The organism is Pseudomonas sp. RGB, from assembly GCF_007713445.1.
GTDB lineage: Bacteria > Pseudomonadota > Gammaproteobacteria > Pseudomonadales > Pseudomonadaceae > Aquipseudomonas.
Genome location: NZ_VMSH01000001.1, coordinates 378,966 through 393,028 on the forward strand (window position 1 = coordinate 378,966; position 14,063 = coordinate 393,028).

Here is a 14,063-nt window from a genome sequence, read left to right on the forward strand (position 1 = left end):
TATTGGTTATTGGCAGATAGTCGGTAGTCCGTTGAGATATAGCCTAATGATATTTATGTAACAAATTAAATACCTTTAAAGCATAAGTAAAAGCATAAGCGCCGCACCTGTTCATCAGGATTGGGGCCGGCAATCCCGGTAATTTCAGCCGCGGTTCAGCCTGACAACGCGCCAAAGCCTCAAAATAGCGCACAGCACGACCCACTTAGCCGTCCAACCGCCTATCGAGGTCGCACCCATGAAGAAGTTTCGATTGTCCAGCCTGTTGTTCCTGGCCCAGGCCACCACCGCACTGGCGGCCGAAGTACCGCCGGCTGATGACAACAAGGGGTTCTGGTACGCGCAGACCAGCGTCTACACCCGGCATTTCGCGCCCGACCCAAAGCACAACAACAACCAGGACCTGATCGGCCTGGAGCGCAATGAAGCGTCAGGTTTTGTGTATGGCGCGGCGACATTTCGCAATTCGTTCAGCCAACGCTCTTACTACGCCTATGCAGGCAAGCGCTATGACATGGCCGACTATCCGGTGTATGTGAAACTCACGGGCGGGTTATTGCAGGGCTATCGCGGCGAGTACCGCGACAAGATCCCGTTGAACCGTTTCGGCGTTGCGCCGGTGATCATCCCGTCCGTGGGGGCCCACTATGGGCCGGTAGCAGCAGAGCTGGTGTTACTGGGCTTTAATGCCGCGATGGTCACCACCGGCCTGCGCTTTTAAGGGCGCGGTGCGTAGGCGAACACATCGGCGCGCATCTGGTGCGCATCCATACCCGCTTCAACCAGCGCATCCAGCGTGCCGTAGATCATCGCCGGCGAGCCACTGGCGTAGACATGCACGGCCTTAAGGTCGCTGATGTCTTCACACACCGCTTCATGCAGGAGCCCGCAACGGCCTTCCCAACCACAGAGGTCGCTGACCACTTTGTGCAGGAACAGGTTGGGCAGTTTCAGCCACTGGTCCCAGTGCTCGATTTCGTAGAAGTCTTCCGGGCGACGCACTCCCCAGTACAGGTGCACCGGGTGCTTGAAGCCAGAGGCGCGGCAATGCTCGATCAGGCTGTGCATCTGCGCCATGCCGGTGCCGGCGGCGATCAGTACCAGCGGCCCGTCCGGCAGTTCAGCCAGGTGAGTGTCGCCAAACGGCAACTCGATGCGAGCCATCTGATTACGCTGCAACTGTTCGAGCAGGTTACGCGCGCTGTCCTCACGGGCCAGCACATGCAATTCCAGCTCACGCCCGGCATGGGGCGCCGAGGCCAAAGAAAACGCCGATTTCTCGCCATTCTCCCGCTCGATCATCAGGTATTGCCCGGCGTGGTAACGCACCGGCTTGCCGGCCGGAGCCCGCAGGCGCACGCGCCATACATCGCCACCGACTTCCACGCACTCACTCAATTGGCACGACAACTTGCGCAACGGCAACTCTCCCGGCGCCAGCACGCCATCCCACAACACAACGCAATCTTCCAGCGGCTCGGCGATGCAGGTGAAGAACTCACCATGGTCGCGCACCTCGCCGGCTTGCTGCACCCGCCCTTCCACCAGCAGCGCCGCGCACACATGGCACACGCCATTGCGACAGGCCTGCGGGCACTCGTAGCCCAGGCGGCGTGCACCTTCGAGGATCCGCTCGCCAGGGACCAGTTCCAGTACAGCGCCGGAAGGTTGCAGGGTTACACGCATCAATCTATTCCCAATTCTTTCCAGATTGCATCGACACGCGCAGTCACGGCGTCATCCTTGACAATTACCCGGCCCCATTCGCGCGTCGTTTCACCCGGCCATTTGTGGGTGGCATCCAGGCCCATTTTCGAGCCCAGGCCTGACACTGGTGATGCGAAGTCGAGGTAGTCGATCGGCGTGTTGTCGATCATCACCGTGTCGCGCTTGGGGTCCATGCGCGTGGTGATGGCCCAGATCACGTCGTTCCAGTCCCGCGCATTGATGTCGTCGTCGGTGACAATAACGAACTTGGTGTACATGAACTGTCGCAAAAACGACCACACGCCGAGCATTACCCGCTTGGCGTGGCCCGGGTACGACTTCTTCATCGTCACGATGGCCATGCGGTACGAGCAGCCTTCCGGCGGCAGGTAGAAGTCGGTGATTTCCGGGAATTGCTTCTGCAGGATCGGCACAAACACTTCGTTGAGCGCAACGCCCAGAATGGCCGGCTCATCCGGCGGCCGGCCGGTATAGGTGCTGTGGTAGATCGGTTTGATGCGGTGGGTAATGCGCTCGACGGTGAACACCGGGAAGCTGTCGACTTCGTTGTAGTAGCCGGTATGGTCGCCGTAAGGGCCTTCATCGGCCATTTCGCCTGGATGAATCACGCCTTCAAGGATGATTTCGGCGGTGGCCGGCACTTGCAGGTCGTTGCCGCGGCACTTCACCAGTTCGGTACGGTTGCCGCGCAGCAGGCCGGCGAACGCGTATTCGGACAGGCTGTCGGGCACCGGCGTGACGGCGCCGAGAATGGTCGCCGGGTCAGCGCCCAGGGCCACGGAAACCGGGAACGGCTTGCCGGGGTGTTTTTCGCACCACTCACGAAAGTCCAGTGCGCCGCCACGGTGGCTCAGCCAGCGCATGATCACCTTGTTGCGGCCGATCACTTGCTGACGGTAGATGCCCAGGTTCTGGCGGTCTTTGTTCGGGCCTTTGGTGACGGTCAGGCCCCAGGTGATCAGCGGGCCGACGTCGCCGGGCCAGCAGGTCTGCACGGGCAGCATGCCGAGGTCGACGTCATCGCCTTCGATGACCACTTCCTGGCACACGGCGTCTTTGACCACCTTGGGCGCCATGGCGATGATCTTGCGGAAGATCGGCAGCTTCGACCAGGCATCCTTGAGGCCCTTGGGTGGCTCGGGCTCCTTGAGGAAGGCCAGCAGCTTGCCGATCTCGCGCAGCTCGCTGACCGACTCGGCGCCCATGCCAAAAGCAACACGGTCGGGCGTGCCGAACAGGTTGCCGAGCACCGGGATATCAAAGCCGGTCGGGTTTTCGAACAGCAGCGCCGGGCCCTTGTTACGCAGGGTACGGTCGCAAATCTCAGTCATTTCCAGCACCGGGGAAATCGGCATCTGGATACGTTTCAACTCTCCGCGCTGCTCAAGCTGCTGCACGAAATCCCGAAGATCCTTGAATTTCATTAACCATGCCACCCGTAAAATAGGCGTACATCCTACCTGCTCTTACGAGCGCTGGCAGCTTATTACACATCATTGCGGCTTACATCTGTTCGCACCGAGGCCTGGCGCAGGGTGCGGAAGAACGGCTCCAGGAACCCTTCCACATACCGCGTGCCCACGCTTGAGAGGTGGTTGTCATCGGTATACAGAGACTGGCCGCCGAGTTCGACGCGACACCACCCGTTGGTGTCGCACAGCTTCGGCGCCGGGTCCAGGAGTTGAACACCTGAATCGGCCGCTGCGATCTGCTCAAAGACACTGCTGATAAAGGTTTGACGCTGCTGGTGTTCAGCCAGGGGCAAGCCTTCGCGGTCGGTCGGGCGCCCCAACATGGCCAAACGGCTAAGCCGGTACGGCACATTGAATTCCTGCAGCGGCACTTCCTTGACCAGCCATACCCGATGACCACCGGCGCGTAATTGCTGCACCAAGGTATTCAAACCGTCGCTGAATAGCTGCTCAGCCACGGCGCGGTCATATTTCCCGGTCGCCGGGTCATGGATCGACGCACCGGTATCACCGGAGCGCTGTCCATACACGTAGAGACTCCAGCGCGCCACCAGCACCACATCACTGAAGGGCTCGCGCTTGAGCAACTGCGTAACGCGCTCGTTGAACGCCCCGCACCCTGGGGTGTTTTCTTTCCGGTAGAACGGCAGGCAACCGGCGTAGCCCGCCTGGGTGATGCTGAAGTCGTACTGTTTTGATGCATCGCTCAACGCCGGAATCAACGCCGAGGCATGGCTGTCGCCCCAGACCAGCGCCTTGACCGTGGCCGCCTGCGGACCAAAATGGCACAACTCACGGTGCTTGTTTTTCTTGTCGTCCGACAAGCAGTTCATAAGCGTGGGACTCCAGGTGTACGCCTGGGCAAATTGCAGCGCCTGAGGCGGCAGCCGCCACGCAAAACCATCCGACCACACCAGGCTCTTGCCGATCAGGCCGAGGCTGACGAGCGCCATGACGCCCGCGGCCAGGATTGCCCGATTGCCCGCCAACAGACGCCGCTCGCGAAAGGGCCCCTCAACGAATCGCCAGGACCCATAGCCCAGCAACAGGCTCAGGAAAAACAGCCCCGCAATCTCCACAGGCGCCAGGCCGAAAATACTGGCGTACTTGCCAAACACCAGCACCGGCCAGTGCCACAGGTACCAGGAATAGGAAATCAGCCCCACGCCTACCAGCACACGGCTGCCCAACAACCGGCCTACCAGTGTGCTGTGCTGGCCGTTGGCCCAAATAAGCCCCACCACACCCACTACCGGCAAAAGCGCTGCAACCCCTGGAAAGGCGGTGCTGGCGTCATAGCCCAATACCGCCACCAGAATCATTCCCAGGCCGATCAAGCTGACGGTCTGCGCCAGCATCGGGCTTGCGCGCTGCGCCCGCGCCGGCATAACGGCCAGCATGGAGCCCGCCAGCAACTCCCAGGCCCGCATTGGTAACAGGAAAAAGGCCTTGTCCGGTTCTCGGGACACCGCCCATACGCTGGCAGCAAATGACGCGAGCATCAGCACAAACAAGGCACCACGCCATTGCTTGAGCCTGCTCGACAGCAGCGCCAGCAAGAGTGGGAAACCGATGTAGAACTGCTCTTCAACCGAAAGCGACCACGTGTGCAGCATCGGCTTCATATCGGAGGCTGTATCGAAGTAGCCGTCCTGACGCATAAAGAAGAGGTTGGAGATGAAGATCACTTGGTTGTGAATCGAGCGTCCCAGCTCTGAATAGTCCTTGGGCGCCATCAAAAACCAGCCAACCACCAATGACACGAACATCATGACGACCAGTGCCGGCAGGATGCGCCGGGCCCGGCGAGCCCAGAAATCGAGAAAACTGAAACGCCCGGCCTCACGCTCGCGCCAGATGATCGAAGTGATCAGGAACCCTGAAATCACAAAGAACACGTCAACGCCAACAAAGCCGCCAGTGACGCCTGGAACTCCAAAATGGAACAGCACAACAGCCAGGACAGCGATGGCACGCAGGCCGTCAACGTCCCTTCGGTAAGCAAGAGCGGTCATAAATCGTAGGTCAGCCTGATTCGAATGGGGATGAGCGTAGCCGCACTCAGTCTATTTGTTTCTTAACTGACACTATTGTCCTGCAAAGCTCCCTTTCTCGACACAAAAAAAAAGGCGCCCCGAAGGGCGCCATTTTTTCAGACCTGGAGCGTCGTGTTACTTACGCTTCATCGACAGGAAGAACTCGTCGTTGGTCTTGGTGGTTTTCAGCTTGTCGATCAGGAACTCGATGGCGGCTACTTCGTCCATCGGGTGCAGCAGCTTGCGCAGGATCCACATGCGCTGCAGTTCGTCGTCGGCGGTCAGCAACTCTTCGCGGCGGGTGCCGGAGCGGTTGATGTTGATCGCAGGGAACACACGCTTCTCAGCGATACGACGGTCAAGAGGCAGTTCCATGTTGCCGGTACCCTTGAACTCTTCGTAGATCACTTCGTCCATTTTCGAGCCGGTTTCAACCAGCGCGGTGGCGATAATGGTCAGCGAGCCGCCTTCTTCGATGTTCCGCGCAGCACCGAAGAAACGCTTTGGTTTCTCCAGGGCGTGGGCATCGACACCACCGGTGAGGACCTTGCCGGAGCTTGGGATCACGGTGTTGTAGGCACGGGCCAGACGGGTGATGGAGTCGAGCAGGATCACCACGTCTTTCTTGTGTTCGACCAGGCGCTTGGCCTTCTCGATCACCATTTCGGCAACCTGCACGTGGCGGGTTGGCGGCTCATCGAACGTGGAGGCAACCACTTCGCCGCGCACAGTGCGCTGCATTTCGGTTACTTCTTCCGGACGCTCATCGATCAGCAACACGATCAGGTGAACTTCCGGGTTGTTACGAGCGATGTTCGCTGCAATGTTCTGCAGCATGATGGTCTTACCGGCTTTCGGCGGTGCGACGATCAGACCGCGCTGGCCTTTACCGATCGGGGCGCACAGGTCGATGACACGACCGGTCAAGTCTTCGGTGGAACCGTTACCGGCTTCCATCTTCATGCGCACAGTCGGGAACAGCGGGGTCAGGTTCTCGAAGAGAATCTTGTTTTTCGCGTTCTCGGGACGGTCGAAGTTGATCGTGTCGACCTTGAGCAGGGCGAAATAACGCTCGCCTTCCTTAGGAGGGCGGATCTTGCCAACGATGGTGTCACCGGTGCGCAAGTTGAAGCGACGGATCTGGCTCGGCGAGACATAGATGTCGTCTGGGCCGGCAAGATAGGAAGCGTCTGCAGAGCGGAGGAAGCCGAAGCCGTCCTGGAGAATCTCCAGCACGCCATCACCGGAGATTTCCTCGCCGCTTTTCGCGTGCTTTTTGAGCAGGGAGAAAATCACGTCCTGCTTGCGCGAACGGGCCATATTTTCTATGCCCATTTCTTCGGCCAATTGGAGCAGGTCGGTAATCGGCTTTTGCTTGAGTTCAGTCAGATTCATATAGGAATGACGTAATCATTTATGGAGGGGGGAAATTAAGCTTTTGGCTTAATGAGGCCGCGCCGCAGAGAAGGCGACAGGATCGCGTACTAATCGAAAAGGAATGCGTCGGCGACGGCTTGCAGGGGGCAGTGGAGAAACCAGTGCGGGGCCGAATGTACCACCTGAATTTCGGAGCGTCTAGCCCTGTTTCACGAAAAAGCCCCGCAATTTGCGGGGCTTTTTTGGCGACGATTAAATGTTCGCGTCGAGGAAAGCTTGCAGCTGGGACTTGGACAGCGCGCCTACTTTAGTGGCTTCGACGTTGCCGTTCTTGAACAGCATCAGGGTCGGGATACCACGCACGCCGTGCTTGGCCGGAGTCTCCTGGTTATCGTCGATGTTCAGCTTGGCGATGGTCAGCTTGCCGTCGTAGGTGGTTGCAATGTCGTCCAGAACAGGGGCGATCATTTTGCAAGGGCCGCACCATTCAGCCCAGTAGTCAACCAGGACCGGGCCTTGAGCCTTGAGTACTTGTTCCTCAAAGTTCGCGTCGGTGACGTGCTTGATAAGATCGTTGCTCATGGATGTCTCCGGATTGTAAGCAAAAAAAACGTGGCCCATCATAGCCGCCCTTCCCCCGTTCAGGAAGCCGCCTCTGATTGACTCTTGCTATGGTGACGCATGAGTTTGGGTATAGCTCAACTTACGGTGTCACGGGAGTCACGAAGGCAATGCCAGTGCGCAATGCCGCATTGCGTACGTGTTCCTGCATGGTTTTCTGTGCTTGCGCACTGGCGCGCCGAGCCAGTGCACGCAGTATCTTGCGGTGCTCCTGCCAGGTTTCCATGGCTCGTTCCGGCCGGATGAACGGTAGTTTCTGGCTCTCCAAAAACACCTCGGCGCTGGCACTCAGAATGCTCACCATCGCCTGGTTACCACTGGCCAGCAGAATCCGCTGGTGAAATTCGAAGTCGAGCCGTGCAGCGGCTTCAAAATCGCCGGCCTTGAGCACCTTGCGCATCGCCTCGACATTGTCTTCCAGGCTGTCCAACTCATCGATGCTCAACGTTACGGCCGCCAGCCCGGCGGCAAAACCCTCCAGCGCATAGCGCAGCTGGAAGATATCCAGCGGTGTGGCCTGGGCGGCGAAAGGCCAGGCAAAACCCGGCGCCTCCTGCACCTCTTGCACAAACACACCCTTGCCCGGCTGCACGCTGACCACGCCCAGGGCACTCAATGACGACAACGCCTCGCGCAGCGATGCCCGACTCACGCCCAACTGCACCGCCAGGTCGCGCTGTGAGGGCAACGCATCGCCCGCTGCAAAGCCCTGCTCCTTGATCAGTTTGCGGATGGCCTGCAGGGCCGCTTCCGGTACGGCTTGGGCGATGGAATTCATAAAAAACTCATAGTTCCAGACAACTGAGCGGCTAGTTGTAAAGCTATTCGCAGCCGGCGGCAAGCCACGCCCCAAAGGGGCTCGCGGGCTTTTACCGGCGCTCGAAAAAGGTGCGAAAAGCGCAAGCACTGTTCAGACCAGTAAGACCACCACACCTCAATAAATCCCGGCCCTGCAGGCGATACCAGCGGTGATGGCATGGGCTGTGCACTGAGCAAAATCAGAAAATCCCTTCGCCTTTTTCGGAGAGTTGCCATGACCAAGCGCTACAGCGCCCTGCTCACTGCCCTGTTTGCCAGCCTGATGCTGAGCCAGGCACCCGCCCAGGCCAATGGTCTGGACGACATCGTCGCCCGTGGCACCCTCAAGGTCGCCGTGCCTCAAGACTTCCCGCCGTTCGGCTCGGTCGGCCCCGACATGAAGCCCCGCGGCCTGGACATCGACACCGCCAAGCTGCTGGCTGACCAGCTCAAGGTCAAACTGGAGCTGACGCCGGTCAACAGCACCAACCGCATTCCTTTCCTCACCACCGGCAAGGTCGACCTGGTGATTTCCAGCCTGGGCAAGAACGCCGAGCGGGAAAAAGTCATCGATTTCTCCAAGGCCTATGCCCCTTTCTACCTGGCGGTGTTTGGTCCGCCTGACGCGCCGATCAGCACCACCGACGACCTCAAGGGCAAGACCATCAGCGTGACCCGCGGCGCCATCGAAGACATCGAGTTGACCGCCGTTGCGCCCAAGGAAGCCACGATCAAGCGCTTCGAAGACAACAACTCGACCATCGCCGCCTACCTGGCCGGCCAGGTCGACCTGATCGCCAGTGGCAACGTGGTGATGGTGGCAATCAGCGAGCGCAACCCGAAACGCGTGCCGGCGCTGAAAGTGAAACTCAAGGACTCGCCGGTCTACGTGGGCGTGAACAAAAACGAGCCGGCGCTGCTGGAGAAGGTCAACCAGATCCTGGTAGCGGCCAAAGCCGACGGCAGCCTGGAGAAAAATGCGATGCAGTGGCTTAAAGAGCCGCTGCCCGCCGACCTTTGAAGCGACGGAGCTGATTCATGGCGTATCAATTTGACTTTATGCCTGTGCTCGCCAACACCGACCTGCTGTTGCGCGGCGCGCTGTTCACGCTTGAGCTGACGGCCATCGGCGCGATTCTCGGGGTGGCCCTGGGCACCGTCGGCGCCGTGGTGCGGGCCTGGAAGATCCAGCCGTTTGCGTGGTTCTTCGGTGTGTATGTCGAGTTGATCCGCAACACGCCGTTTCTGGTGCAGTTGTTCTTCATCTTCTTCGGCCTGCCCTCGCTGGGGCTGAAAATCACCGAATGGCAAGCCGCCGTGCTGGCGATGGTGATCAACCTGGGGGCCTACTCCACCGAGATCATCCGCGCCGGCATCCAGGCCATCCCTCGCGGCCAGCTGGAAGCAGCTGCCGCACTGGCAATGACGCGTTTCGAGGCGTTCCGCCACGTGGTGCTGCTGCCGGCGCTGGGCAAGGTGTGGCCGGCCCTGAGCAGCCAGATCATCATCGTGATGCTCGGCTCGGCCGTGTGTTCGCAGATCGCCACCGAAGAGCTGAGCTTTGCCGCCAACTTTATTCAGTCGCGCAACTTCCGCGCCTTTGAAACCTACGCGCTGACCACGCTGGTGTACCTGTGCATGGCGTTGATGATTCGCCAGTTGCTCAACTGGATCGGCCGGCGGTTTGTGATGAGGAACAGCCGATGAGTGATTTTTCGTTCTGGGACATCGTGCGCAACCTGGCGGTTGGCCTGCAATGGACCCTGTTGCTGTCGCTGGTGGCGTTTGTCGGCGGCGGCCTGATCGGTCTGCTGGTGATGACCATGCGCATCAGCCGCAAAGCCTTCGCGCGCAATATTGCGCGCATCTATATCGAACTGTTCCAGGGCACGCCGCTGTTGATGCAGCTGTTCCTGGTGTTTTTCGGCATCGCCCTGTTGGGCGTGGATATTTCGCCCTGGCTGGCGGCGGCCATTGCCCTGACCCTGTTTACCAGCGCCTACCTGGCCGAGATCTGGCGCGGCTGCGTCGAGTCCATCGCCCACGGGCAATGGGAAGCGTCGGCCAGCCTGGCACTCAACCCGCTTGAACAACTGCGCTACGTGATCCTGCCCCAAGCGCTGCGGATTGCCGTGGCACCCACCGTGGGTTTCTCGGTGCAGGTGGTCAAAGGCACCGCCGTGACCTCGATCATTGGCTTTACCGAACTGACCAAGACCGGCGGCATGCTCGCCAACGCCACCTTCGAACCCTTCATGGTCTACGGCCTGGTGGCCCTCGGTTACTTCCTGCTCTGCTACCCCTTGTCCCTCAGTGCCCGCTACCTGGAAAGGAGACTGCATGCCTCTGCTTAGAATTTCCGCCCTGCATAAGTATTACGGCGATCACCACGTACTCAAGGGCATCGACCTGACAGTCGAAGAAGGCCAGGTGGTGGCGATCATCGGCCGCAGCGGCTCGGGCAAGTCCACCTTGCTGCGTACCCTCAATGGCCTGGAATCGATCAACGACGGTGTGATCGAAGTCGATGGCGAGTACCTCGATGCCGCGCGCGCCGACCTGCGCAGCCTGCGTCAGAAAGTCGGCATGGTGTTCCAGCAGTTCAACCTGTTCCCGCACCTGACCGTGGGCGAAAACGTCATGCTCGCGCCGCAAGTGGTGCAGAAAGTGCCCAAGGCCAAAGCCGCACAGCTCGCCAGGCAGATGCTGGAGCGCGTCGGGCTGGGGGAAAAGTTCGACGCCTTTCCGGATCGCCTGTCCGGTGGCCAGCAGCAACGCGTCGCCATTGCGCGCGCACTGGCCATGTCACCCAAGGTGCTGCTGTGCGACGAAATCACCTCGGCCCTGGACCCTGAACTGGTCAATGAAGTGCTCAGCGTGGTGCGTCAACTGGCCAACGACGGCATGACCCTGATCATGGTGACCCACGAAATGCGCTTCGCCCGGGAAGTCGGCGACAAACTGGTGTTCATGCACCAAGGCAAAGTGCATGAGGTGGGCGACCCCAAGACATTGTTCGCCAACCCCAAAACGCCCGAATTCGCCAACTTCATTGGCTCGGTGGAACAGCCGGGCTGACCAGTTCGAAACTGCCCTGCGCCTCAAGGTGTGTTTCGCTACGCACCTGGAAGGCGTCGGCAGCCAGGTCGGTGTCGATATCGACCTGGGCTGTCAATTGACGCCCTGCCCTCGGCCCCCCGGCCACTCGCGCTATCAACGTCTGGCCGGGCAACAGGTGCCCGCTGACCGTCTCGCCGGGTGAGTGCGCGAGCGCCCAGCCGACGGCCTGCCCATCTAAACGGGCGTGTTTGAGGTTCAGGCGCAAACGCCCCTGGCGCCCAAAACGAAAGCCCTCGCCATCGGCAGCCACGCCGATAAAACGCAACGCGATTGCCGCGGGCTCAGCACACAGTACATTCACGCTCAACGAGCGAGTGCCGAGCGCCATGGAAGGGCTTTCAACGAGCGCCTCCCTGCGAATAACGCCGTAGTCTATGCGCGGCTGGCTCACCGATAACCGGCAATTTTCAGCCCGGGCATCAGGCGTCGCGAGCAGTGCGCAGAGCATGACCCAGGGCACGCTTTTAAGCTTAACGGCCATGGCACACCGCCGAGGTGGTTTCATAGAACTTGTCATTGTCGGGTTGGCTCTTGAGGTCAATGCGTAGCAGGCAGGTGGAAGCGTCCGGCAATGAAACACGCAGGCTTTGCGCCTCATTGACGTCATTGAGGAACACCATGCCCTCGCCCACCACGCTGGTCAGGAAGCGATCGCCCCTGCCAAACACCGAGGCACCTTGAGGCAATGGCCGGCCCTGCTGATCCTTTGCAGTGAGCAAAATACGGCGCACTTTCACCACATCGAAATCCACGGCATTGAAGGATCCACGGCCCGCCGTGAGCACCTGCGTGCCGTTTTTCAGGTCGACGCGCCTGGGCAAGGATGGGGTCTGCACCTCGACCCGGCTGTTGGTGTAGGCCGGCAGGCCTGCGATCACGGCTTGCCCACTGAAATCGGTCCACACGGGGCCTTGGGGGGTCTCGACTTTGGCCGCGCCGATATCCCCCACAGAGACGATGCCGAAGGTGTCCTGCACGGGGTAAGGCGAAAAGGTCAGCCCGCCTGCGTGAGCCACCACGCCGCCTTGCAACTGCCCGGTGTAACTGGTGCCCTGCGGGTCGCGGCTGACACCCAGGCCGACCCGGGTATAACGGGGCAGCAGGTCCACCTGCCCGCGCACCGATGCCTGCCGGGCCTTGAGGTCGCGCTCGACGCCCACTTCGTAATTCACATACTCGTTGACCCGTTCGCTGAGCGATGTGCCGGCGGTGAACTGATCACCGCGACGACTGGTGTAACTGTGCACACGACGGTCCCCACCCAATGGCACGCTGACCTGCAACCGCACGGACAGGTCGTTGTCCAGCGCCCGTTCGCGCCGGTTGCCTGCACGCGTGACGTCACGATCCGACCGCGTGCCGCCCACTTGCGAATCGGCAATCAACGCGACATCGGCGCGGCTGAATGACTTGTTCCACGAGGTGAACACATGCTCGCTCGTTCGCCCGTCAAATTGAGCGCTGCGGGTATAGCCCAGCGAGAACACACCCAGCATGGGATCGGCCCAGCTCATGCCTGCCGTGTACTGGTTCTTGAAGCGCGAACCCAATTCGTCGGGCCGGGCGACGCGGCCGGCTTCAGTGACCTCACGATAACCCTGGGTCTGGGTGGTCGCACTGAGGTTGACGTCAACATTGGCCAGCACCGGGCTGCTCACGGAGACGCTGCTGCGCGACCCGGACACTGCGTTTTTGCTGTCTCGCGACAGGTTGTGACGTGCCCCCACGGAAACCCGCTGCATGAACACGCTGCTCAGGGTGCCGCCCGCCGACCCATAGTCATCGGCGCTCAACAAACCAAAGCCCGCCGACGAATCGCGCCCCAGCCCCCAAGTGCCGCTGGCCATGGCGACCCGCGGTGACGGCCCCTCTTCGAGGGTGTTTTTGCGCAGCTTGCCAACCGAAAAATAATAACCAGGCGCCGCCGGGCCAGCCCCTGCAAACGAAGCCGCCGGCACCACGAAGCTGCGCCTGACACCGCGCACATCGATCACGCTGACGTCCAGGTCACTGGTGGCATTGAGCAGAGGCAACCCTGCAAGCCTGAACGGGCCTTCGGGCACCAACGTGCTGTGGATCAACGCGCCGGACTGGCGCACTTCAACCCGCGACTGGCTCTGGGCGAGGCCTTCGACCACCGCATTGTTGCCGCCCGCAGCGACACGGGATTGGCCATCAGGGTAAAACTGCAGCCCGGACAACTGGACCCCGCCAAACAACGGGTTATGGCTGGAGATCTGGCCGACCTGGAAAGTCGACTGCAACGCAGCAACATCCCGCTGGGCAAAAGCGTAAAGGTGTTCGGTACGGGTCTTGCCGTTGTCGGACACATAGAACTGGCGACTGCGAACCACCCAATCCTCAAGGTTGAAACCTGCCTCGGTGTAGGCCGAGATGAACCGGCTGGGCCCACTGCGCGAATGACTGTCAAAACCCAGCACATCATAGTTGAACAGCGCTGCTGCGCCGCCCGTGGAAAAGGGCCCGGCCTCCCACTGCGGCGCACGCAATGACTGGGTCGGCACAACCAGCGTCACTTCCTCGGTACCGGGACGCAACCTCAGCATTGTGGTCGGGAACGCAGCGAGAAAGTCATGACAGGTCGCGTCCGGTGTAGCGCCTTCGCGGAGGATTTCGCGCGGCTTTACCAGCCCGGCTTTTTCCAGCAGCCCAGGCGTAAAACACAATCGCCCCTCGTGATCGAAACGTGCATCCACCAGCCCAAGCGGGTTTCCATTGACCCGCAGGCCCACCACATGGACACCTTCACGAAAGCGCGCTGCACTGCGAAAGTAGTCGGAGACCTTTGGGTCAATACCGTGGGTTGTCAGTGCCGCAAGGTCAAAGCCCTCTCCCAGCTCCAGCGCAGAAACAACGCCGGGCAAGCTCCAAAGGGCTGCAAACCCCATGA

General features: G+C 60.4%; 13 protein-coding genes. 5 read left to right on the forward strand and 8 right to left on the reverse strand.

The features are described 5' to 3' along the window. Positions 1-238: 238 nt before the first annotated feature. Positions 239-721 (forward strand): sn-glycerol-3-phosphate transporter, encoded by a 483-nt coding sequence (locus FPT15_RS01800; RefSeq protein WP_145157982.1) that lies wholly within the window; start codon positions 239-241, stop codon positions 719-721. On the opposite strand, the gene FPT15_RS01805 is transcribed toward FPT15_RS01800, so the two are convergent. From FPT15_RS01805 to FPT15_RS01830, 6 genes are all read right to left on the reverse strand, one after another. Then, the gene (locus FPT15_RS01805) at positions 718-1,686 is read right to left on the reverse strand and encodes a CDP-6-deoxy-delta-3,4-glucoseen reductase (protein WP_145157985.1); all 969 of its coding nucleotides are present in this window, start codon (positions 1,684-1,686) and stop codon (positions 718-720) included. The genes FPT15_RS01800 and FPT15_RS01805 overlap by 4 nt on opposite strands. Beyond that, positions 1,686-3,152 (reverse strand): 4-hydroxy-3-polyprenylbenzoate decarboxylase, encoded by a 1,467-nt coding sequence (gene ubiD, locus FPT15_RS01810; RefSeq protein ID WP_145157988.1) that lies wholly within the window; start codon positions 3,150-3,152, stop codon positions 1,686-1,688. The genes FPT15_RS01805 and ubiD overlap by 1 nt, the downstream gene beginning before the upstream one ends. Before the next feature lie 62 nt (positions 3,153-3,214). After that, positions 3,215-5,215: an acyltransferase family protein gene (locus FPT15_RS01815; protein ID WP_145157991.1), complete on the reverse strand. Its 2,001-nt coding sequence runs from the start codon at positions 5,213-5,215 to the stop codon at positions 3,215-3,217. Between the two features lie 156 nt (positions 5,216-5,371). Beyond that, entirely contained in the window at positions 5,372-6,631 is a 1,260-nt protein-coding gene (rho, locus tag FPT15_RS01820) for a transcription termination factor Rho (protein WP_003176825.1), read from the reverse strand. A 234-nt stretch (positions 6,632-6,865) separates the two neighbouring features. Beyond that, positions 6,866-7,195, reverse strand: coding sequence for a thioredoxin TrxA (trxA, locus tag FPT15_RS01825; RefSeq protein ID WP_106575789.1), 330 nt, complete (start codon positions 7,193-7,195; stop codon positions 6,866-6,868). A gap of 121 nt (positions 7,196-7,316) precedes the next feature. Beyond that, the gene (locus FPT15_RS01830) at positions 7,317-8,012 is read right to left on the reverse strand and encodes a FadR/GntR family transcriptional regulator (protein ID WP_145157994.1); all 696 of its coding nucleotides are present in this window, start codon (positions 8,010-8,012) and stop codon (positions 7,317-7,319) included. Positions 8,013-8,267: 255 nt separating this feature from the next. Between FPT15_RS01830 and FPT15_RS01835 the strand changes: the two genes are divergently transcribed. Genes FPT15_RS01835 through FPT15_RS01850 form a run of 4 tightly spaced genes read left to right on the forward strand, consistent with a single transcriptional unit; the run spans position 8,268 to position 11,110 of the window. Beyond that, positions 8,268-9,053: a transporter substrate-binding domain-containing protein gene (locus FPT15_RS01835; protein ID WP_106575791.1), complete on the forward strand. Its 786-nt coding sequence runs from the start codon at positions 8,268-8,270 to the stop codon at positions 9,051-9,053. A gap of 17 nt (positions 9,054-9,070) precedes the next feature. After that, positions 9,071-9,739, forward strand: coding sequence for an amino acid ABC transporter permease (locus FPT15_RS01840; RefSeq protein WP_064454658.1), 669 nt, complete (start codon positions 9,071-9,073; stop codon positions 9,737-9,739). Beyond that, the gene (locus tag FPT15_RS01845; protein ID WP_145157997.1) at positions 9,736-10,386 is read left to right on the forward strand and encodes an amino acid ABC transporter permease; all 651 of its coding nucleotides are present in this window, start codon (positions 9,736-9,738) and stop codon (positions 10,384-10,386) included. Before FPT15_RS01840 ends, FPT15_RS01845 begins: the two co-directional genes overlap by 4 nt. Continuing rightward, on the forward strand, positions 10,373-11,110 hold the full coding sequence (locus FPT15_RS01850; RefSeq protein WP_106575793.1) for an amino acid ABC transporter ATP-binding protein: 738 nt from the start codon (positions 10,373-10,375) through the stop codon (positions 11,108-11,110). The genes FPT15_RS01845 and FPT15_RS01850 overlap by 14 nt, the downstream gene beginning before the upstream one ends. Here the strand turns inward: FPT15_RS01850 and FPT15_RS01855 are convergent. Together FPT15_RS01855 and FPT15_RS01860 are read right to left on the reverse strand one after the other, a co-directional pair. After that, on the reverse strand, positions 11,082-11,633 hold the full coding sequence (locus FPT15_RS01855; RefSeq protein WP_145158000.1) for a hypothetical protein: 552 nt from the start codon (positions 11,631-11,633) through the stop codon (positions 11,082-11,084). The two genes, FPT15_RS01850 and FPT15_RS01855, sit on opposite strands and share 29 nt — an antisense overlap. Then, entirely contained in the window at positions 11,623-14,061 is a 2,439-nt protein-coding gene (locus FPT15_RS01860) for a fimbria/pilus outer membrane usher protein (protein WP_256676311.1), read from the reverse strand. The genes FPT15_RS01855 and FPT15_RS01860 overlap by 11 nt, the downstream gene beginning before the upstream one ends. Positions 14,062-14,063: the final 2 nt, after the last annotated feature.

Coding starts and splice junctions, on each gene's coding strand:
- FPT15_RS01845 (WP_145157997.1), top strand. CDS start 9,736: ATGAGTGATTTTTCGTTCTGGGACATCGTGCGCAACCTGGCGGTTGGC.
- FPT15_RS01835 (WP_106575791.1), top strand. CDS start 8,268: ATGACCAAGCGCTACAGCGCCCTGCTCACTGCCCTGTTTGCCAGCCTG.
- FPT15_RS01800 (WP_145157982.1), top strand. CDS start 239: ATGAAGAAGTTTCGATTGTCCAGCCTGTTGTTCCTGGCCCAGGCCACC.
- FPT15_RS01855 (WP_145158000.1), bottom strand. CDS start 11,633: ATGGCCGTTAAGCTTAAAAGCGTGCCCTGGGTCATGCTCTGCGCACTG.
- trxA (WP_106575789.1), bottom strand. CDS start 7,195: ATGAGCAACGATCTTATCAAGCACGTCACCGACGCGAACTTTGAGGAA.
- FPT15_RS01830 (WP_145157994.1), bottom strand. CDS start 8,012: ATGAATTCCATCGCCCAAGCCGTACCGGAAGCGGCCCTGCAGGCCATC.
- FPT15_RS01850 (WP_106575793.1), top strand. CDS start 10,373: ATGCCTCTGCTTAGAATTTCCGCCCTGCATAAGTATTACGGCGATCAC.
- FPT15_RS01815 (WP_145157991.1), bottom strand. CDS start 5,215: ATGACCGCTCTTGCTTACCGAAGGGACGTTGACGGCCTGCGTGCCATC.
- FPT15_RS01860 (WP_256676311.1), bottom strand. CDS start 14,061: ATGGGGTTTGCAGCCCTTTGGAGCTTGCCCGGCGTTGTTTCTGCGCTG.
- rho (WP_003176825.1), bottom strand. CDS start 6,631: ATGAATCTGACTGAACTCAAGCAAAAGCCGATTACCGACCTGCTCCAA.
- FPT15_RS01805 (WP_145157985.1), bottom strand. CDS start 1,686: ATGCGTGTAACCCTGCAACCTTCCGGCGCTGTACTGGAACTGGTCCCT.
- FPT15_RS01840 (WP_064454658.1), top strand. CDS start 9,071: ATGGCGTATCAATTTGACTTTATGCCTGTGCTCGCCAACACCGACCTG.
- ubiD (WP_145157988.1), bottom strand. CDS start 3,152: ATGAAATTCAAGGATCTTCGGGATTTCGTGCAGCAGCTTGAGCAGCGC.